The 21982-nt window shown below is 37.5% G+C and carries 16 protein-coding genes; 3 read left to right on the plus strand and 13 right to left on the minus strand.

From position 1 onward, the window contains the following. Nucleotides 1-3 precede the first annotated feature (3 nt). The 6 genes from IPH66_02235 to IPH66_02260 form a co-directional block, all read right to left on the minus strand. Nucleotides 4-570: a mechanosensitive ion channel gene (locus tag IPH66_02235; GenBank protein ID MBK7128171.1), complete on the minus strand. Its 567-nt coding sequence runs from the start codon at nucleotides 568-570 to the stop codon at nucleotides 4-6. A gap of 81 nt (nucleotides 571-651) precedes the next feature. After that, entirely contained in the window at nucleotides 652-1056 is a 405-nt protein-coding gene (locus IPH66_02240) for a TerB family tellurite resistance protein (protein MBK7128172.1), read from the minus strand. Between the two features lie 374 nt (nucleotides 1057-1430). After that, nucleotides 1431-2390, minus strand: a complete 960-nt coding sequence (locus IPH66_02245; GenBank protein ID MBK7128173.1) for a hypothetical protein — start codon at nucleotides 2388-2390, stop codon at nucleotides 1431-1433. Between the two features lie 44 nt (nucleotides 2391-2434). Further along, nucleotides 2435-3469: a YncE family protein gene (locus IPH66_02250; GenBank protein MBK7128174.1), complete on the minus strand. Its 1035-nt coding sequence runs from the start codon at nucleotides 3467-3469 to the stop codon at nucleotides 2435-2437. Nucleotides 3470-3516: 47 nt separating this feature from the next. Then, nucleotides 3517-3885 (minus strand): DMT family protein, encoded by a 369-nt coding sequence (locus tag IPH66_02255; protein MBK7128175.1) that lies wholly within the window; start codon nucleotides 3883-3885, stop codon nucleotides 3517-3519. A 102-nt stretch (nucleotides 3886-3987) separates the two neighbouring features. Beyond that, nucleotides 3988-6093 (minus strand): tungsten formylmethanofuran dehydrogenase, encoded by a 2106-nt coding sequence (locus IPH66_02260; GenBank protein ID MBK7128176.1) that lies wholly within the window; start codon nucleotides 6091-6093, stop codon nucleotides 3988-3990. 192 nt (nucleotides 6094-6285) lie between these two features. Here IPH66_02260 and IPH66_02265 point away from each other — a divergent pair, with 192 nt between their 5' ends. Beyond that, nucleotides 6286-8409 (plus strand): DPP IV N-terminal domain-containing protein, encoded by a 2124-nt coding sequence (locus IPH66_02265; GenBank protein MBK7128177.1) that lies wholly within the window; start codon nucleotides 6286-6288, stop codon nucleotides 8407-8409. 40 nt (nucleotides 8410-8449) lie between these two features. Here the strand turns inward: IPH66_02265 and IPH66_02270 are convergent, their stop codons facing one another. Together IPH66_02270 and IPH66_02275 are read right to left on the minus strand one after the other, a co-directional pair. Next, entirely contained in the window at nucleotides 8450-10018 is a 1569-nt protein-coding gene (locus tag IPH66_02270) for a T9SS type A sorting domain-containing protein (GenBank protein MBK7128178.1), read from the minus strand. A 249-nt stretch (nucleotides 10019-10267) separates the two neighbouring features. Then, nucleotides 10268-10894, minus strand: coding sequence for a class I SAM-dependent methyltransferase (locus tag IPH66_02275; protein MBK7128179.1), 627 nt, complete (start codon nucleotides 10892-10894; stop codon nucleotides 10268-10270). Nucleotides 10895-11183: 289 nt separating this feature from the next. On the opposite strand from IPH66_02275, the gene IPH66_02280 reads away from it, so the two are divergent. Both IPH66_02280 and IPH66_02285 read left to right on the plus strand, forming a co-directional pair. After that, the gene (locus IPH66_02280; GenBank protein ID MBK7128180.1) at nucleotides 11184-14462 is read left to right on the plus strand and encodes a glycosyl hydrolase; all 3279 of its coding nucleotides are present in this window, start codon (nucleotides 11184-11186) and stop codon (nucleotides 14460-14462) included. 446 nt (nucleotides 14463-14908) lie between these two features. Continuing rightward, on the plus strand, nucleotides 14909-16351 hold the full coding sequence (locus IPH66_02285; protein MBK7128181.1) for a hypothetical protein: 1443 nt from the start codon (nucleotides 14909-14911) through the stop codon (nucleotides 16349-16351). On the opposite strand, the gene ribB is transcribed toward IPH66_02285, so the two are convergent. The 5 genes from ribB to IPH66_02310 all read right to left on the minus strand — a co-directional run bounded on the left by ribB (nucleotide 16326) and on the right by IPH66_02310 (nucleotide 21866). Continuing rightward, complete coding sequence (ribB, locus tag IPH66_02290) at nucleotides 16326-17438, minus strand: 3,4-dihydroxy-2-butanone-4-phosphate synthase (GenBank protein MBK7128182.1); 1113 nt, start codon at nucleotides 17436-17438, stop codon at nucleotides 16326-16328. The two genes, IPH66_02285 and ribB, sit on opposite strands and share 26 nt — an antisense overlap. A 34-nt stretch (nucleotides 17439-17472) precedes the next feature. Beyond that, nucleotides 17473-18639 (minus strand): glycosyltransferase, encoded by a 1167-nt coding sequence (locus tag IPH66_02295; protein MBK7128183.1) that lies wholly within the window; start codon nucleotides 18637-18639, stop codon nucleotides 17473-17475. Further along, nucleotides 18636-19835 (minus strand): glycosyltransferase, encoded by a 1200-nt coding sequence (locus IPH66_02300; protein MBK7128184.1) that lies wholly within the window; start codon nucleotides 19833-19835, stop codon nucleotides 18636-18638. Before IPH66_02300 ends, IPH66_02295 begins: the two co-directional genes overlap by 4 nt. A 60-nt stretch (nucleotides 19836-19895) precedes the next feature. Continuing rightward, complete coding sequence (locus IPH66_02305; GenBank protein MBK7128185.1) at nucleotides 19896-21347, minus strand: LptF/LptG family permease; 1452 nt, start codon at nucleotides 21345-21347, stop codon at nucleotides 19896-19898. 126 nt (nucleotides 21348-21473) lie between these two features. Further along, a complete protein-coding gene (locus IPH66_02310) occupies nucleotides 21474-21866 on the minus strand; it encodes an SRPBCC domain-containing protein (GenBank protein MBK7128186.1) in 393 nt (130 codons plus the stop codon). Nucleotides 21867-21982 lie beyond the last annotated feature (116 nt).

The following is a 21982-nucleotide window of genomic DNA, read 5'->3' on the forward strand; positions in this document are numbered from 1 at the left end:
GATTTACTTCACGGCCTCTTCTACTTCTTTTTTATCCGAATCAAAATTTATGGTTTGCTGAATTTCAGAAATTGATCTAATGCTGATAGTTTTTTGCGTTACCACAGAATTAGGAATAGTAATTTTCTCACCCTTTGGTGTTTCAATGTGCATAAAAAACATGGAGATATCTTTGATCACACCTTCAACAGGAGTGTCTTTATCAATGATGGAAACATAGTCACCAATGTGCAGCGGGTGATTGAAATAAAGCAAAAGACCTGAAGTAATATTGCTCAAAATAGACCAAGTTGCAAAAAAACCTACTCCCAACACCGTTAGTACTGAAGTAAGAAAAACAAATAACTGTTTTTGATCTACTCCCCAAACACCCATAAGAGCAACAAAACCAATCAGTGTGAGTAATAAATTGACTATTTTGGTGGTAATGCGTCTGCGTTCTATTCCAAGCTTAAATTTTTGCGCAATGCGATAACTCCATTTCCGCATGGTAAAATTAACCAGTATCAACACCGCAACAATGATGAGTGTTTCAAGGATCTGAATTTTATATTCTTCAAGAATTTCCATGGTGATACTAAATAATTCAGGTGCAAAGTTAGTAATTCACTCACTAAAGCAATAAAAATATAGCCTTGGATAGTGTCAAATTTATTTACCAAGCAATTTAGCTATGCGTGAAAGCATCACCAGTTCTGATTTATTTTTTCCGCTGTGAGATGAAGCAATCTCTTCACAAGTATGCCAAATCATATCATTTACTTTTTGTGAAAACAGGCTATCATGTTTTTTTCTGAACGCTGCAAAATCACCATAACAGTCTTCAGCAGATAATTTTTCTTCAACCAACCAGTCAAAAACAATTTCAATTTGGTGAGCGGCATCAGAGCCAAAAAAATCTGTTGAATCTTCTAAGTCAAGCCAATTTTTTGTGACGTGTTCTTTTAGTCGCTCAATTTCGTCATCACTCACATGCTTGTCAGCATTGGCAACAGCAAAAAATAATTTTCCCAAATTCTGGTAAAAATGATTCATAGTTTCAGGCGTATTTTTCATAATGGTATTTTTTTGAAGTAATTTTTTCTTTGGTCAAGAGTGTACAAATGATTGTTCCTCACGATAAAGGTGCAAAATTTGTTGATACAATAAACAGCTTGTAGAAAATATTGTGAGAGAATTAGAGGTATTCCAGTAGGCCGCAGCTTCACACAAATTAAGCACTAGCATAAATATTAAGACAAATGGGTTGCCTAAAATGATCGTTCTGTTAGCGAAGGTCTTGACCTGCGCCTGTGTGTTCAAGTTTAATGCAAGCCGTATTTTTTATCTTCAAGATTCTATTGCTTAAGAGACCACAAAAAACAACATGAGTAGATGATAAACTCCTGTAAAATATTTTTTATGCGGCAAGGGAGATAAATATCATGAAACTATTCGCCTTGAGCCATTCTATAATTGGCCGTTTGTTTGCCGGTTTCAATCATGCGTGAGTAAATAACATCTTCCAATAAGGGATCAATATTTTCAAGTTCACTTTGGGCAAAATTAAAAATTTGTAAACCGTTGTTAATTCTAGTTTCATCAAAAGGGCCATTGATATATTTCCACCCAAGGTCAATGAGATTGTTGAGGTATTTGTGCTGTTGTTGTTGTTCAATAAATTCACTTTTGCAGATAATCATTTCATTGATGTATCTCTGCCGCTGAAGAAGAATATTCAGTGAATCAGCAATTGCATAATTTTTTATACAGATATGTTTTGATTGCCCCCAGAATTCGCGAGCGGATAAAGGGTTTTGAAGCATTTGCCAACGTGGATCATTGGGGTAATGGGAAATTGAAAAATCTTCAGGTTCACAAAATATCCAGTTCAGGTTTCCGGTTTGGTTGAAGTCACCGTGTTTCATTTCATTGGCCGCCCATGTTACATCAAGTATTTGCCATTTTCCGTTGCAGTAAACTGCATTCCATGCATGTCGCATATGAGCCCTGTTGAACATTCTTTTGATCACGTTTCCATAGCCGTGCCCATACACTACGAAAGCGGTTATACCTGCATCTTCACATAATTGCTGAAACAGAATTGCATATCCTTCACATACTGCTTTTTTGTTGCGCAGCACTTCGTATGCAGTTTTATCTGTGCGATGAATTTCTTTTGCCTCTCTCAAAGAATAGCGAATATTTTTTGCAATCCAATACGAAAAAGCTAAAACAGTTTCTTCATCATTCGCACAATGTGATGAAATATATTCGCTCAATTTTTTATGAGAAATTTCTGCTTCTTTTGGAATTTCTTTTACCAATTCAACAATATGATCAGGAATATGCGCCGCGTGCAGCAAATACATATTCAGAAACAATAGCAATATAAAAATCTTTTTGATCATACTTGTTAGCTTAAACAATGATGAACCAAAAAAGTTACAGTTGATCACGGAGTAATCAAGATTCCATTTGGTTTTGACGCCGTGAACAATGTATTTGTCACAGTGAGTGAAAGTACGTTTACCACTGAAAGGGTATTATCATTTTGATTTGTAATGAAAGCAGTTTTTTCATCTTCACTGAAGGCAATTGCATGTGCATTATTTCCGGTGGCTAAAAAACCCATTTCAATCCATTCACCAGCTATTTGTTCAAAGTATCTCACACCACCATGTTCAGCATCAGTAACCCACAGCTGATTCATGAAATCATTATACGCTACATAGGCCGGAGTAAAGGTTAGAGTAATAGTATCTGTCACGTTAAGTGTAGTCACATCAATTTCATAAATTTCTTTTGATACTTCACAATCAGCATACATTTTATTATTGGCAGCGGGCCATGCGCCAACTGGTTCATCTCCAACCTGAATAGTCTTCACCACCGTTGCGTCGGTTGCTGAAATTACACTCACGGTATTGTCATACCCATTACAAACAAAATAATAGGCAGCATTGGCTGACATGGTGATTTCAAGTGGTTCTGAACCCACAGAAATCTGACCAAGTTCTTTCATGTTATCAGCAGATAACCGAATTACATATCCATCGGTTGTCAACTGCGGCACCCAAATTTCTTGATCATTCATCGCATAAATAGCATTGTGTGCCACATGATCCAGCTTTTTAAAATTCAGCACCTTTAATTCTTTTGCACTGAGTTCAAGAATATATGATTTTGTTTCATTATCATGACCGGCATGTCCGCTGCTCATATCTGTTCCGGTTATTGATATCAGCAGTTTGTCTTTATTCATATTGGTATTGATGTGGTGAGCCCAACTGCCTTTTTGTATGGCAACCTCTTCAACTAATTCTAGCGTGGCAGTATTGTACATGGTTATGCTGTTGCTTTCTCCATTTACTACATACGCCACATCATAATCAATAAGATTGTCAAGTTTCTCAACCTTGCGACATGCTGTGAAGATTATTAGAGCTCCGATGGTCAATAAAAAAAATCGAATTATTTGATTAATCATGATGAGGTGATTTTAGAATGAACGATGTCTGAATGGGATAGAAAATTTTACTTTCTGAAAATAAAATATACGGCCAGAATTAAAAAAATAAATCCTACTGCATGATTCCATTTAAAAGTTTCTGTTTTAAAAACTACCAGTGTGAAAAGTGTAAAAACAACCAGCGTGATGACTTCTTGCATAACCTTAAGTTGCATGAGCGAAAAGGGGCCTCCGTTACCGCTGTATCCAATTCGGTTAGCCGGCACTTGAAAACAATACTCAAAAAAAGCTATGCCCCAGCTGATCGCAATGATGGAAATGATGCCCAATTGCTTAAACCATTTCATTTCGTGAAACTTCAAGTGTCCATACCATGCAAGCGTCATGAATACGTTGGACATTACGAGTAATCCAATTGTTAGTACAGATTTCATAGCATGAAAATTTGAAAGAAATTTAATTTATGAAAATTTGATCAATAATTTATACGGCAATTCTGACCACACCAAGTTAAAAAAAATGAAAATCTGAAGATGCTAATAGTTCAAAACTCTTGCAATTCCATCTCTGACTTTTTCAGTACTGTTGAGCATAGCGGCTTCAAGAATACTGTTGAGAGGAATTGCGGGCGTATCCAAAGATCCAATCACTTCAACCGGTGCATCTAAATAGTGGAAACAATTTTTCTGAATTTTTCCGGCTATGCCTAAAGTAAAAGATGCTTCACAATTTTCTTCCGTAACCAGAATACACTTGTTGTGTTTTTTCACTGCATTGAAAACCATTTCTTCATCCCATGGACTCAGCGTGCGAAGGTCAATAATTTCAATTTGTCCTGCAAACTCTTGCGCAGCTTCAAGTGTCCAATAAACGCCTCTGCCGTATGTAACCACAACCAGTGATTCTCCTTGTTTTATTTTTTGTTCGTCAGCTTCAAGTACGCATCTTGCTTTGCCAAGCGGAATAATATAATGTTCATCCGGCTCAATAGACATGGCTCCTTCAGTGCCTTTAATTTTACTCCAATAAAGACCTTTGTGCTCAAGCATGACAACCGGATTTGGATCATAGTAAGCAGCTTTCATCAATCCTTTCAAATCTGCTCCGGTTGAAGGATACACAACTTTTATTCCTCTGATATTTGTAACAACAGATTCAACACTTGATGAGTGATAAGGTCCACCACTGCCATAGGCACCAATTGGCACACGTATGATTGCACTGATCGGCCATTTTCCATTGGATAAATAATATGATCTGCTCAGTTCAGTAAATAATTGATTCAATCCCGGCCATATATAATCTGCAAACTGAACTTCAACAATAGGTTTCAATCCAACAACAGACATACCAACTGTACTGCCAATTATAAATGCTTCTTGGATAGGTGTATTAAAAACACGATCATCACCAAAACGTTCAGCCAGCGTTGCAGCCTCTCTGAAAACACCCCCTAAGCGACGACCAACATCTTGCCCGTAAAGTAGAGCCTCAGGATGTTTACTTAAAATTTCGCGAATACTGAATAAGGCGCAATCAACCATCACGGTTGGTTTTTTTCCGGCGGGTGAACGTTCTCCTTTTTCTTCAGTAATTGGTGTAGGTGCAAGACAAAAATGCTGAACTGATTCCGGATCTGGTTCCGGTGCGTTCAATGCTTTTTCAAAAGCCTCATCTATTTCATCTTTGATGCGCTCTTCAATCAATTTCAATTCGCGTTCTGCAATGCCGTTTTGCAATGCAAGTTTTCTCAGTTTGGGATAAGGATCTCTTTTTTTGTGATCTTCCAAATCATCTCTGTACCATTCCATTCTCACCCCTGAAGTGTGGTGACCAAGCAAGGGAACTTTGGCATGAACAATAAACGGTCGTCTTTCTTTGCGAACGATTGAAATAACTTCTGCAATTGTTTTGTATGATTCTTCAAAATCACTTCCGTCTATGGTGCGTGTTTCAATTCCGTTAAAACCTTGCGCGTAAAAAGAAATATCTTGTGCTCTTATTTCTTTTGCGTTTGCTGAAATATCCCAACCATTATCCTGCACTAAATAGATAATTGGAAATTGTTTGAGCGCAGCCATTTGAAAAGCCTCAGACACTTCACCCTCAGTACATGAGGCATCACCTAAAGAACAAACCACCACCGGATTTTCACCTTGATAATCTGCTGAAAGACCGGTTAATTCTTTATATTTTATTCCCATCGCAACACCTGTAGTAGGAATTGCCTGCATACCCGTAGCTGATGATTGATGCGGAATTTTAGGCATATCATCTCGGTTGAGACTTGGATGAGAATAATAGGTACGACCACCCGAGAACGGATCATCTTTTTTTGCAAAAACCTGCAACATAATTTCGTAGGGCTGCAGTCCAATACCCAATAAAATACTGTCATCACGATAATACGGTGCTACCCAATCTTGCGGCTTCAGTTGCATGCCTAGCGCCAGTTGAATGGCTTCATGTCCGCGTGAAGTGGCATGAACATATTTGGATGTAAGTTTTGCGTTTGACTCATATTTATCTGACATGCTTCGTGCGGTGCAAATCAATTCAAATGCTTTGCGAATACCTGATACATCAGGTAAAAAGGATTCTTGCTTTGAAGCGCTGCTTTTTTTTGAAACGGTTGCAGACATAATGTTTGTTGTAGTCAGAGTGTTGGTTGTTGTGTTGCCAGTAATTCAAGTCTCAAATATACGAATTAACCATAAATGCATCCGGCATCAGGTCATGTTATTCGACCGTCAATCCTAATCAGGTATATAATTGCTATTTTAGGACCGATATTTGACCTGACATCTTAGTCATAGTTGTAAAAATTAAAACACATGAAAAGAATTTTTGTTTTATTGCTGGTTGCTCTGAGCAGCACTTCAATTGCACAGTTAAAAGAGTTTACGCTGAAAGAAGCGGTGATGCAGCAATACCGCAATTTTTACCCAAAACATACTAATATGGTACAATGGATTACTGGCACTGATACGTATTCATTTGTGAGTGATGACTACACTACTCTGATGAAAAACTCAGCCAAGGCAGATAATCCGGTGGCATTATTGACCACATTAGAAATTTCCACGATGACTGGTGCAAAATTTTCATATGTCAATGTGTTGGGTTGGAAAGATGCGAATAGTTTTTTTACAACGGCTGAAGGCAAATATTTTTTGATTGATATTACGCAGAAAAAATCTACGCTATTGTCTGAATTACCTGATGAGGCTGAGAGCGGAGAATTATGCCAAGCTAATCATTATGTTGCCTACACCATTGCAAATAATCTTTTTATCAGATCAGATAAGAATAGTGAAACACAAATTACCAATTTTGATTCTACTATAGTTTCAGGTCAGGCTATTGCGCGCAGTGAATTTGGAATACATGACGGAATTTTTTGGTCACCAACAGGAAATTATCTTGCATTTTATCAGAAAGATGAATCAGAAGTTGCAGATTATCCATTGCTTGATATTACTACGCCAACAGGCAGTTTGATGAGTATTAAATATCCAATGGCAGGGCAGGCAAGTGAGAAATCTGCTGTTGGAATTTACAATGTGAAAACCGGAAAAACGGTATACATCAAACCAACAGGAAATGCAGATGATTATCTCACAAATGTTGGTTGGGGTTTAGATGATAAATATCTTTACATTGCTGAAGTGAATCGCGGACAAAATCACATGAAGCTTTTGCAATATGATGCTGAGACCGGTGCGCTCGTAAACGTGTTGCTCGAAGAAAAAAATGATAAATGGGTAGAACCTGAACATGCACCCTATTTTATTTCAGCTGATCAATTTATTTGGATGAGTGAAACAGATGGATTCATGAATCTTTATCTGTATTCTATTTCAGGTAAACTCATCAACCAATTAACCACAAACAAATGGGTTGTGCAAGGTATTTCAGGTCATGATTCAAAAGGGAATATTTATTATTACGGAACTGGAGATTCACCCATTGAAACACAATATTACTCGCTTAATCTTAAATCAGGAAAACAAACAAAATTGACTACTGAATCAGGCACGCATGATGTACAATTTTCTTCTGATTATGCGTACTATTTTGATACATACGAAGCACACAGCGTGCCATGCGTTGAGCAGATAAAATCAAGCAGTGGAAAAGTGATAAGAACAATACGCGCAGAAAAAAATCCGTATGAAAATTATAAAATGGGTACAGCAGAAATTGGAACCATCAAGGCTGCAGATGGAACAACTGATTTATATTATCGTTTAATCAAACCAAGTAATTTTTCGGCTGATAAAAAATATCCGGTATTAGTATACGTGTATGGTGGACCACATGCCCAACTGATTACCAATTCATGGTTAGACGGTGCCAACTTATGGATGTACTGGATGGCAGAGCAAGGCTATTTGGTATATACTGTTGACAATCGCGGATCAGAAAACAGAGGATTTGCATTTGAAAGTGTTATTCACCGACAATTAGGTACCGTTGAAATGCAAGATCAGATGAAGGGCGTAGAGCATTTGAAATCTATGTCATTCGTTGATGGTGATAAACTGGCAGTACACGGTTGGAGTTTTGGTGGATTTATGACTACTTCCCTCATGCTTAGAAATCCTGGTGTATTTAAAGTAGGTGTAGCAGGTGGACCGGTTACTGATTGGGCATATTATGAAGTGATGTATGGTGAACGGTATATGGATACTCCTCAAGAAAATGCAGACGGATACAAAGCAAATCGGTTGATGAATTATGTGAAAAATTTGCAAGGAGAATTATTACTCATACACGGCACTATTGATAATGTGGTGGTGATGCAACACAACTATGCTTTAGTAAAAGCTTTTGTTGAGGCCGAAGTTCAGGTTGATTTTTTCCCTTACCCAATGCATGAACACAATGTGCGCGGTAAAGACAGAGTGCACCTGATGACCAAAGTGCTTAACTATGTAATTGAAGAAATGGAGTAAAGTTTTTTTCTTGCCATTCTAATTCGCCAAAATAATCAGCTTAGTTTTTCACGAATTGTATTATTTGCCATCCGGTTTTAATGTAATAAATACCGGCAGGTAGATTTGTAATATCCATTGTCATTTCATCTGATGTTATTACGGTTTCTTTGACTGTTTCTCCGGCGGCATTTATAAAAATTAATGGTTCATTAATTCTGTTTTCTGTTAATATGGTAATTGAAGATGACGAAGGGTTTGGGAAAATAACTAATTTATCTTCATGAGAGGTTACCAGTTCACCAAGTATATCAGTTGAGTTTAAATAAATCAGGTAGACATCTCCATCCTGAAAATTTGGAATAGTGATAGAAATTACTCCGGCAGTCACAGTGGCGTTTCCGGTGTAAAATGGAAGCGGGCCGGCCAAAGGTGAATTCTGAAAATCCATATCTCCTTTTGGAATTTTTTGGATGATCAAAGGCACGGTACCGTTTGTCAAATAAGGATAATTGTTGATTGTGATGGTAACATTTGAACTGTCTTTTCCAATATCTGAAGCAAGGTATGTTCCGTTATCAACTGAATAAAATCTACCTACTAAAATTTTCATTTCACTTAGTGAGTCAGTTTTACTTGAGAGGGCTAAAGTTTTTGCGTCAGAATGTGTACAAAAAATGCGCTTGCCGGTGAGCATTTTTGCATAGGCAAGATTTAACCAGAAAACAGGCAGCGGACTTTGCTCATCATGCCAGAATAAACCGTTGAGACCAACCATACAATTAGACCAGGTAGTACTGCCATCATTATTATCCCAGCAGGCTGTGTTTGCCCAATCAACATCATTTTGCTCAAGATGATAAAACCAACCTAAGCGATATGCCGGAATTTGATTTGTTTGCTGAGGTGAATATTCGTTGATATGAATTTCTGGATTATTCCAGGATGGATTCAATAATTTTCTATTATTAAAATCATTCGCGTGAACTGCGAGTGAATCAGGTAATCCGAATTCATGCCATGAAACGGCATCCATAGTGATGCCCGATGCTGCTAATGAATCAAGAATGTATTCAATACCTGCCCCGTCATAACTGTTAAGGCTAGGACCTACCATTTTGATTGCCGGATTTATTGCATCCAAAACTTGCCTTGTTCTTTTAAAACATTCAATTAATTGAGAAAGATTACCTGACCAGTAATAGGCATCATTGGGTTCATTCCACACATCCCAGTAATCAGGTGACTGACCGTTGGCAGCATAGTTATTGACCAAGGTAGCAACAAAACTTTCGTATTCTGCCCAATTTAACCAAGGCTTTGCGTTGCTATATCCACCTTTGAAATTGGCATAAAAATCACTGATCACCATGGTAGTATGTACTGACAAATCTGTTGCCAATTCTTGTGTTTCAAACCAATCAGAATTACGCCAGAAATTTGGTTTTAATGACAAAAGCAGATTGAGCGTGGCAGCATGAGATTCAAGATCTGTTTCACCATGTATAAATCCTGTATAATTTTTGAATGACCCATCATCTGTTCCGGCATCAATGGTAATAGTTTCTTGTGAAAAAATGACGGCATCATGGATCAGAAACAAAAGAAAAAATGCGCTGATAAATTTCATACGTTCAGAGAGAGAGAGTGAGTAGTTTAATTTGATTCACCTCTGACAAGGTGTTTAGAATTTGTCATTGGAAATCAGATCAAAGATAAAATTAAAACGTTGTCTAGGCGTATCGGATTCTTCGTTTTTTTATTTCTTCGGGCTGATCTAGGATAAATAGACAAGGTATTTCGAATTGGCACTGAATGTAATTTGATTTAATTTGAAATTCTTACACACAACATGTTCTGCTGTGGCATGTTGGCCGCATTAAATTCTTCTAAAACAACAAAACAAAAAGTTTTGAATGGTGTCAAACGGAGTTTTATGATCAATACTCAAACATTTAATTTTTTCAAAACCGTCTGAAAAAGTTTTGGTCATGTCTTGCTCGTTATATTGTTTTATTTCAATACCACTGCATTTTTTTGGACCATTTTCTGAAAAGGTACCAAGTATAAACACACCATGAGAGGCAATGCCTTTATTTGCAGCATTCAAGTATGATTCAATATCTGCGTTGTGAGTTAAAAAGTGGAAAGCAGCTCTGTCATGCCAGATAAAATATGTACGTTCAGGAATAAATCTTCCTGCATCTTCAACAATCCAATGCACTTTGTCAGCGCGGTTTCCTAGTCGTTTCTTTGCGCGGTCAATGGCCGCTGATGAAATATCTAGCACGGTTATATCGGTGTATCCTAAATCAAGCAGATGATCAACTAGAAAACTGTCACCGCCTCCTATATCAATCAAGGGGAATGTTTTATCCTTTGCAAATTCCTGTATGAGTGCAAGAGATGTTTCAGGTGTTGGTTGGTACCAACTTACTTCATGCAACTGTTTATTCTGGTAAATATTTTCCCAGTGTGATTTTCTATCAAATGCTTCTGTTGACATAATCAAATTTTTGTAAAGGTAGGATTTACTCGGATTATCAAATGTATCAGAAATCACCGATGTCTGTTGGCATAATCTTATGTGCGCATTAGATTTGAATGGATGTATGAGATATTTCAGCCTCTGTTTTAATCCGTTTGAAGGAATAATCGGGTGATTTATAATTAAAATCAGACTGGCTTAAAACTTCTTGTTATTTTAGTGTCCGCAAGAAAATCAAAAGTACAAATCCTATAATCAGGATAAACATGAAAAGTTTACCTGTGATGATAAAATGAAAAGATAATCTATGAAAAAAATTCTTCTAGTTCTTGGCGTGTTTTTAGTAAGTGCAGGCGTGTCAGCACAGAAAAAGAATAGCACTCAAACGCAGGCTAACAATTCAGCACTGAATTCTGGATTGGTTGCCGGATTACAATTCCGTTGTATTGGGCCGGCTATGGCATCAGGTCGTATTGCAGATATTGCTGTGAATCCTGAAAATCCGAGCGAATATTATCTTGCAGTTGCATCAGGAGGTGTATGGAAAACCGTGAATCATGGTAATACCTATGAGCCGGTTTTTGACAGCTACGGTTCTTATTCTATCGGCTGTATCACCATTGACCCCAACAATACCAATGTGGTTTGGGTAGGTACCGGAGAAAACAACAACCAACGCTCAGTAGCATATGGAGATGGTGTCTACAAATCAGCAGACGGTGGGCAAACTTGGTCTAATGTTGGTTTGAAAAATTCAGAACATATTTCCAAAATCATTGTTGATCCGCGCAATTCTGATGTTGTTTATGTTGCAGCATACGGGCCACTTTGGTCAGCAGGTGGAGACCGAGGAGTATATAAAACTACTGATGGAGGAAAAACTTGGAAACAAATTCACTTCATTTCTGAGAACAGTGGTACGTGTGATTTAGTGATGGATCCCACCAATCCGGATGTGTTATATGAAGCAGTGCATCAGCGCCGTAGACATGTGTACACTTACATTGGCGGGGGTGCTGAAAGCGGAGTATATAAAACTACCGATGGTGGCGCAACCTGGACTGAACTTACCAACGGGCTGCCAAGTTCAAATATGGGAAGAGTGGGATTAGCTATTTCGCCGGCAGACCCAAATTATGTCTATGCAATTTGCGAAGCTGAAAACGGACAGCAAGGATTTTACAGATCAACAAATTGCGGAGCAAGTTTTGAAAAAAGATCTTCGTATGAAACAAGTGGAAATTATTATCAGGAAATTATTTGTGATCCGTTGGATGTAAATAAAGTTTTCAGCATGGACACTTGGTTAAGTCATACTGAAGATGGTGGACTTACTTTTAAAATGACCGGTGAAAATGATAAACACGTAGACAACCATTGTATTTGGATTGATCCGCAAGATACCCGTCACTGGCTTGTTGGATGTGACGGAGGTGTTTATGAAACCTGGGATCATGCTTCACATTGGGAGTTTAAACAAAATTTGCCGGTTACTCAATTTTACAAAGTTGCGCTTGACAATGATTATCCTTTTTATAATGTATATGGTGGAACTCAAGATAACAATTCAATGGGTGGACCATCACGCACAATTAATAATGCAGGCATTCTAAATTCTGATTGGTTTATTACCAATGGAGGAGATGGATTTGAATCACAAATTGATCCATCAGATCCCAATATTGTGTATGCACAGGCGCAATATGGCTGGCTTGTGCGTTATGATAAACAAAGCGGTGAAGCGATAGGAATACAACCTATGCCGGGAAAAAATGAACCTGCTTACCGTTGGAATTGGGATGCTCCATTGGTGATTTCTAATCACAATAATCAACGCATTTATTTTGCAGCAAATAAAGTTTTTAAAAGTGATGACCGCGGAAATACTTGGCAGGTAATTTCTCCTGATTTAACTCGTCAGTTAGACAGAAATGAATTTGAAGTGATGGGAGAAATTCAATCTCCTGATGTGGTGATGAAAAATAAATCTACCTCTATTTTTGGTAACATTACCGCTTTGGATGAATCTCCAAAAAATCAAAATTTATTGTATGCCGGAACAGATGATGGCTTGATTCAAATTACAAAAGATGGTGGTGCAACTTGGGTAAAAAAAGAAAATTTTCCGGGTATTCCGGCAATGACTTACGTGAACCAAATTGTTGCTTCAAAACACGATGAAAATATTGTTTTTGCAATTTTTAATAATCATAAAAACGGAGACTTTAAACCGTACATTTTAAAAAGTTCTGATAAAGGAGAAACATGGGTGTCAATAGCCGGTGATTTGCCTCAGCGCGGAACCGTGTATTGCCTTGCACAAGATCATGTGAATCCTGATTTATTATTTGCCGGCACTGAGTTTGGTTGCTTTTTTACATTGAACGGAGGCGCAAATTGGATTCAACTTAAAGCCGGTTTGCCAACCATTGCAATTAAAGATATGGCAATTCAAACACGTGAAAATGATTTAGTACTTGCTTCGTTTGGGCGTGGATTTTTTATTCTGGATGATTATTCTCCACTACGTTATTTAACTACAGAAAATTTGAATAAAAAAGCCATGATTTTTCCGGTGAGAACATCGTTGGAATATATAGAATCTGCACCACTTGGATTAACCGGCAGATCTATGCAAGGATCACAATTTTATCTGGCACCTAATCCTGCATTTGGAGCAACGTTTACCTATTATGTAAAAGATGTTCCCCAATCGCCAAAATCAATCAGACAGGCAGAAGAAAAAATGAAAAGAGACGCAGGTCAGGATATTGAATATCCAACGTATGAAGAATTTGTTGCAGAAGATAATTATGAAGATCCATATCTATTGTTCATCATACGAGATGCGCAAGGCAATGAAGTGAATCGCATAAAAACCGGTGCAGGACAAGGCATTAACCGTGTTACTTGGAATTTGAGATACCCTCCAACCACGCCGGTAACTTTGGGTAAAAATGATCCCGGACGATATGGTATGGCTGATGAAGGGCCACTAGTATTGCCCGGCACCTATTCAGTTGAACTTTACATGAATGTCAACGGTGTCTTTGAGAAATTGACTGAGGCTGTAACTTTTGAAGTGAAAGCGCTTGAGAATTCTTCGCTCGCCAGACAAACAGCGGAGACCATTGCGTTTAAAAAAGAATTATCTGAACTGCGCAGATTATTCAGAGGTACTGCGGCAGAATATGATGAACTACGCAACAAATTAAGTTATATTAAAACAGCTATCAGTGCATATCCAAATGCTGACATTACTCTGATGAATGAAGTGCAGGCACTTGAAAATCTTGCTGAGAAAATCTATATTTTAATGTGGGGTGATTATCACAAAGCGTCTCGTGATATTGAAACCGGACCAAGTGCAGGCGAACGTATTGAAGGAATTGTTGGTCAAACATGGTATTCAACAAGCAACGTGACAACAACACATCGTGAACAATACAAAATTGCGACTGAAGAATATGAAATTATCAGACAACAAGTAGAAGAGTTTCAAAACCGAATTGAGACACTTGAACAAAAATTATCCGCAAACAGTATTCCGTACACACCGGGAAGATCTGACTGGAAACAAGAATAGAATAAATTCAATTATCCATTTACATAACACCGGACCGGAGAAATTCTGTCCGGTGTTTTTTTGTTTGGTTCCTTGCATTTTCATGCCAGATTTATGAATTCAGGATTACAAGAATGAATAAATAAATTATCAACCTAACTTTAAACCTATTTAAATCTACAAACGTTACTGATAAAGACACATGGCATTGTGTGACGTAATGAATTTAGCACACAGCACGACGGGTTAAATTATGTATCTTGGTTGTGAATTCATTGAAATCCTAAATGACAATGCAAGGACAACAAATGATGTGTGAAAAGTAGAATGAGGTAATAAACGAGTATCAAACAATAAAAAAAATGAAACCTTCAACCGAACTCTTCAGTTTGATCAAGTCTCTTACAAAATCTGAAAAACGATTTTTTAAGTTGAATTCTGCCCTGCAGTCCGGGGATAAAAACTACTTGAAAATTTTTGATTTCATTGAACGGCAAAAAAAATATGATGAGGAAGAATTGAAAGATGAATTTAAAAATGAGACGTTCATTCAACATCTTCCTTCAGAGAAAAATCATTTGTATAAATTGATTCTGAAATCACTTCGTTCTTATTATTCTGAACAATCAGTAAGTTCAATTCTCAAGCAGGAGATAAAAAATGTTGAGATATTGTATAATAAGGCTTTATATCGTGAGTGCAATAAATTTGTGAAGCGAGCAAAAGCGCTTGCCGCAGAGTATGAAAAGTTTTATTATCACTATGAATTAATTAACTGGGAGAAAAAATTATTGGAAGAGGCATTTGAGTCTGGTGTCTTTGATCATAATTTGGATGAGTTGATAAAAGAAGAGTCAGAAGTAATTGAAAAATTGCGGAATTTGGCCGAGTATCAGATATTATATTCAAAAATAAATTATGTTTTTCGCAGTGGCGGATTCACGCGCAACGAGCATGAACGAAAGGTGGTGAATGAAATTGCCGATTATCATTTGATCAAAGGAAAAAACACGGCGCTTTCTACCCGAGCAACGACTATTTGTTATTACATCAAAGGGCTGTGCAGTGCCAGTACGAGAGATTATGAAGATGCCTTGATCAATTTCAGAAAAGCAAAATCAGTAATGGATCGTCAGCCAAAAATCAGAGATGATATTCAGCAACGTTATATTTATACTTTGAGTTTTCTGTTGAACTGTTATATTGATGTGCATGATTTTAAAAATGCAAATGATGTCTTATCAGAATTAGAACAATTGAATGAAAATTCTGCTTACCAGTCACCTGATTCTGCCGTGCGGATATTTGCTTCAACCTTTATTGGACGAATGCAGATGTATAACCGTCAGGGTGAATTTTCAAAAGCCCTTGCCCTGATTCCTGAAATTGAAGCAAAACTTGACCATTTTGAAGACAAAATAAATAAAGAGAAAATTCTCTTATTCACTTACGCAATGGCATACGCATACTTTGGAACCGGTGATTATCACAAGGCCCTCAAGTGCATCAACAGTCTGCTCAATGACAATGAAAAGCAATTGCGTCAAGATGTTTACTCTTTCTCTCGCATATTTAATTTAATTATTCACTTTGAACTCAATAATCATGATTTCATTGAGTATGATATCAAATCAGCCGCACGCTTTTTAAATAAGCATGAGAAAGATTATGAAGTGGAGAATTTATTCGTGAGTGAGATGAAAAATTTGGCAAGAGTAAATTCCGTTGCTGAACGAAAAAAAATACTTGAACGATTTGATGAACAACTTTCTGATTTATTCAAAATAGATCGTGAAAATGTGATACAAGAATATTTTGACCTGCGCGCCTGGATCAAATCAAAATTAAATGGTAAAGAATTTGCTGAAGCAGTAAAAATTGGAATCAGCCCAGTTTTGAAAAAGGAATAACTTCTGTCACATCTAAGCCATAAGCATGAATGACAGATTGATTTTGTGCAGGATTATTAGAAATTAACCTGAGCTTTTTTATCCCCATTGAACGCAGAATTTGCGCTCCAATTCCATAATCTCGGTTGTCAGCTTTCGTTTGGTTTGAACCGTTATATGATTTCAGTTTTTCTATTAGTCCAATTTGTTTTTCCTCTTGTTGCATAAAAAGTAAAACACCTTTGCCTTCTTTTTCAATCATCTGAAGTGCTGCACTCAAGTTAGATTGTTTATCAGCGCGAATTGCATCCAATAAATTATGTGTAAACGGACTTGATTCAACACGCACCGTTATACTTTCATCTTCTGTCCATTCACCTTTTACAAAAGCAAGATGCTCTTCATCTGTAGTTGTTTGTCTGAAAGCAGATAGTTTGAATTTTCCCCACAGGGTATTTAAATCAGTTTCAAGAATTTTTTCAATGAGTGATTCATGTTTTAATCTGTATTGAATCAAATCAGCGATAGAAACAATTTTCAGGTTGAATTTTTTTGCAATTTCCAATAGCTGAGGAAGACGAGCCATAGACCCATCTTCATTCATGATTTCAACAATAACTCCTGCCGGTTCAAAGCCTGCCAAGCGTGATAAATCAATAGCTGCTTCAGTGTGCCCTGCGCGGCGCAATACCCCGCCTTTTTTTGCGCGCAGTGGAAATATATGTCCGGGTTTTCCTAATTCTTCAGGACGAATGGCGGGATCAATGAGTGCAAGAATTGTTTTGGCACGGTCATGAGCTGAAATGCCGGTTGTACAACCGTGACCTATCAAATCAACAGAAACGGTAAAAGGTGTTTCATACGTGGCACTGTTTTTTTGTACCATCAAATCTAAACCTAGTTGATCACAGGTATCTTCAATCAATGGAGCGCAAATCAATCCTCTGCCATGCGTAGCCATAAAGTTGACAATTTCAGGCGTGATGTTGCGTGCGGCTGTGAGAAAATCTCCTTCATTTTCACGGTCTTCATCATCAACAACAATGATGATTTTTCCGTTTTTTATTTCTTCAATAGCCTCTTGAATTGTGTTCAGTTGTGAACTCATGACAAATATATGAATGTGCAAAGTTACCGGTTTTTCATGAACGAAAAACGCCTTCTAACTTTTCTACTGCCTTTGCCCAACTGAAAGTGCTTGTGACATACGCTTTTCCGCTTGATGCAACGCACTGTGACAGTGAAGTATCAGACATTAATCGCGCAATACAATCGGCAAATTCACGTGCGTTAGATGCCAGCAAAATAGATTCTCCATCTGTGGCACCTAATGCATTATTCACCAGCGGGGTGGTAACGCAGGGTAGTTGAAGAGCCATGGCTTCAAGTAATTTGTTTTGTAAACCGGTGCCAATGAAAAGCGGCGCAACAAATATCCGCCCGCTGCAATAATAATCACGCACATCTTCTGTCCAACTTTTGATGGTGACCTGATCTGATTGTAGGCTCAGTACCCGGGCATGTGGTGTGGCACCGGCAATCAGCACAGACGGTTTGATGTTTTTTTTCAATAATTCAGGAAGTACTTCTTTGACCAAAGTTTCTGACCCTTCAATATTTGGTGCGTAATTTAAATTGCCAACAAAAACTAAATCAAATTCTTTTTTTTGCGTACAGGTATAATTTAAAAACTGTTCTCCAATTCCATTTTCAATCACGTGAATTTTTTCTGAATCAGGATGCTGTATACATTTCTTATCTTGTGATGAAATGATGACGTGATGATTGAAATAGTCAAAAATACGATTTTCATAAACGGCTAGTCTTTTGCCTTCACTGAGGTACATTTTTTTTACCAGACCTTTGGCAATTTCTCCGCGTCTGAACATCCCTCTGCCTAAGGCGTCCATGTAATCTATGGTTTTGGGTATGGCATGAAAATTTTTCACATACTCAGCCGTGCGTATGAGTTGACAAAAAATATGATCCGGTTGTATGCGCTGAATCAGTGCATTGATTTTTTTCTGAATACTGCGCTGATAAAAATATCCTTTTTGATAGGGTTTATCTGTAAAAAACTGAACTGCAGTATTGAAATATATTAGCGGTTTTGACTGATGAAAAATGTGCAATTCTTTTGTTAATGGTTTTATTTTTTGAATCTGATTTTCATTCACAGGTTGATCACTCAGGCAGCAGAGATAGATTTCATGACGCTGTGCCAATTCTTGAATGAAATGAAATGCACGCAACTTATCGCCTTTTTCAAGCGGATACGGAAAACGGGATAAGAGCACAAGTAATTTCACAAGGTATTGAGTGAATGATAAAAACTGATGAGTTTGTCTGTGATGTTTTGATTGTCATATTTTTCCTCAGCCAACTTTCTGGCGTTGCGCGATATGGTTTTGAGCAGAACCGGATTTTCACACAGTGTTCTGATATGGCTGCGAAATTTTTCAGGCGTGTCAGCAATGAGTAAATGTTTGCCGTCAACATAATCAATCCCTTCAGCACCAACACGTGTAGTAATCACAATTTTGCCCAATGCCATACCTTCAATTATTTTCACCCGCATACCACTGCCTGACAAAAGAGGCACCAGCATGACATCAAATTGTTGCATAAATTGAATGGCTGAGTCAACTTCGTCTTGCACAATCAACTTTGATGTGGCTTGTTTTTTAATTGACTCCGGCATTCCTCTACCTGCCAAATGTAATTCAACAGGTAAATCTTCAATCCCCGGCCAAATGTCATCCAGAAACCAATGGATGGCTTCAAGATTTGGTGACCAGTTCATGGCGCCAAGATGAAATAATTTCAATGGTGACTGATCAGAAGGAGCTTGATCAGGATATTTTTCAAGATCAACTCCAAACGGAATGGTGATGAGTGGCACACTGCATTTTAAATCCTGAAATCGTTTGGTGTCTTCAAAACTGATTGCCGCAATTCCATCTACCTCATGAATGGTTCTTTTCTCATATTTTTTGAGTTTTGACGCAAGATGTTTGAGGTATAATTTTTTTGCCTGGTTGCCTGCAGAATTTGCCAGCCGTTCCCAAATCAAATGTTCAAGATTATGGCTGCGCAAGACAATGCGCGCATGACTATTTCTGCGAATAGTAGAAATATATGGAGTCATAAATAAACTTTCAAGCTGAATCACATCGTATGGATATTGTTTCAGTCGTTGTTCAAGCATCCTGTCAAAATCCGGTGAAAAAAAACGACTCACGTTGTAAGAATCAGCTGTCACCAAAGCAGAAAATGCATCAATGATATTCACCCGTGTATCAACAAAAACTGCATCAAGATGCGTGCTGTTGAGAAAATCATCAGAATAAGCAGAACGGATGAATGGATGTTTCTCCGTTGAAAGTGTGAGCATGTGAAATACATCGCACTTTTGATTAAGTCCTTCTGATAAATTATTGATAGCAATGCATCCGCCGTCAATTTTAGGTAATGGGGGTTTATGACACAACTGAAGTACGCGCATATTATTCAAAGATACGGATAGCCGCCATACTTGCGTGCGGTTTAATCAAAAACCCGGAAATTATTTTTGTTTCCGTCTGAATAATCTTGCAAACCATTTTTTATAAACTTCTTTATCAAATAATGGTGAATCATTAGCGGCCTTATACGTGAGAAAGGCTCCGATAGGTGCAAGTAAAAGCGTACTCATCCAAATTCCTTTCCATGGTTCAATCACTCCGGACTCAACCATGTTTTCACCTGCTACGGTGAGCATGTAGTAGAAAATAAAAAAGAGGGTAGCAAAAACTAATGGAGCCCCTAATCCACCTTTGCGAATAATAGCACCTAATGGCGCACCAATAAAAAACAAAACCAATACAGCAAATGACAAAGTAAATTTTCCATGCCATGCCGTGCGATACTCATTCATGTTGGTATCACGATGTTCTTTCAACAAATTCTGATGATATAATTGGTCTTTCACTGTACGCAATTCTGATTGGGCATCTGCTAATGCGCTTTTGAGCGATGAGCCTCTGATTGAATCCAAATGAACCAGTGTATCAATTTGTTTCAATGGTGTTAGTTGCATCTCATGCAGACTTGAATCTGCAGGTACAGCCGGGTTGTTTAGTTGATCATTCAGCACAACAAAATTTGTTTTCATATTTTGAGCAAATTTATTGTCAAGTGAATCATTCAGAATAAGAAGAGAATCAAGTGCATCATCCAACTGAACAAAATTCATCATTTCAAAATCTTGTTTGAATAATTCTTCGTCAGATCGCTTAAGATCAAAATCTATCAGGTCAAATTTAATGACCGCGTCAGTGAAAAATGATTTTTGAAAATCAATGGTCACTTTTTCAAGCCGACTTGCTGTCACTTTTTCATAAATAACACCTTGGTTGAGTTGCAGAAACAAGTAATCATCATTGTCAGATTTCAGCATCATGCCATTGCGCGCTTTGATTACACGACGGTTAAACGTTGAGGTAAAATCGTAAATAAGAACACCGGTGAGTGATCCGTCATTATTCTTTTTGTCTACTTTGATATGATAATTTTCAATGTCTTTATAAAAAACACCTTCTTTGAGCTGAAATGCAGGTTTCTTTTCAAGGATATCGTAATAAATGGTTCTCCATTTTAGATTTGAGATAGGCAAAATATAATTGGAGAAATAGAATCCGGCAAAGCTCAAAAAGATTACAAAAATCAACATAGGTCGCATGACTTTGAGCAAAGAAATGCCGGCAGATTTTAATGCGGTTAATTCATTTTTTTCTGAAAGATTTCCAAAAGTCATGATAGACGAAAACAGCACCGCAAGTGGCAAAGCCATAGGAATCAAACTGGCTGAAACATAAAAGAGCATTTCCAGAATGATTGATATTTCAAGACCCTTACCCATTAAATCATCAATGTATTTCCACAGAAATTGCATGATGAGAAAGAACATAGCAATGGTAAAGGTTACCAAAAATGGACCAATAAAAGATTTTACAACAAACCAATGCAGGCGTTTCATTCTATGCGGCTTAATTTTCAGCGTTTTTTGGTTGTCACTTTTTAAAATGGGACAAGACCAAATCAGCACTGATATTTTTCAGTGAACGCAAAATTAGTCAAATTGGTATAGCTTAAGGTTGAAAGCTTAGAAAGAACCGATGGTAGTTTTCAAATCCTGAATTTGATTTTCCCAAAGGCGTTTAGCTTCATCCACTTCATCAGCGTCTGCAAAGTCAGTAACCAGCAAGGCTACATCATTGGTAAGCTCATCAACTTTGATGGTGAATTCGAAATAATTTTTATTTCCCTCTTCTATATCATCCAGCCACTGAAATTTCACAGATTCGCCTTTCTTTTTACCAATGATTCGGGCTTGTTGTACGCTGCCGTCCCAAATAAAAGTAAAAAGATCATCTTTAATATTTACGTCATCGGCAAACCACTCACTCAGTCCACTGGGAGTACTGATCATGTTAAACAATACTGATGTCGAGGAGTTCACCTCAAATTCCATCTCAAATTTTACTTTCTCTGACATGTTCTGATTTTTTAGATGCGAGAAATATACTAAAATTTTGTCGATGAATAAAAGTATTTTGTCGATAAAATTTCAATTATTGTGATTTTCACGGCTCAGCACACCTTGATTCAACT

It is taken from the genome of Crocinitomicaceae bacterium, assembly GCA_016708105.1.
Classification (GTDB): Bacteria; Bacteroidota; Bacteroidia; order Flavobacteriales_D; family Crocinitomicaceae; genus JADJGJ01.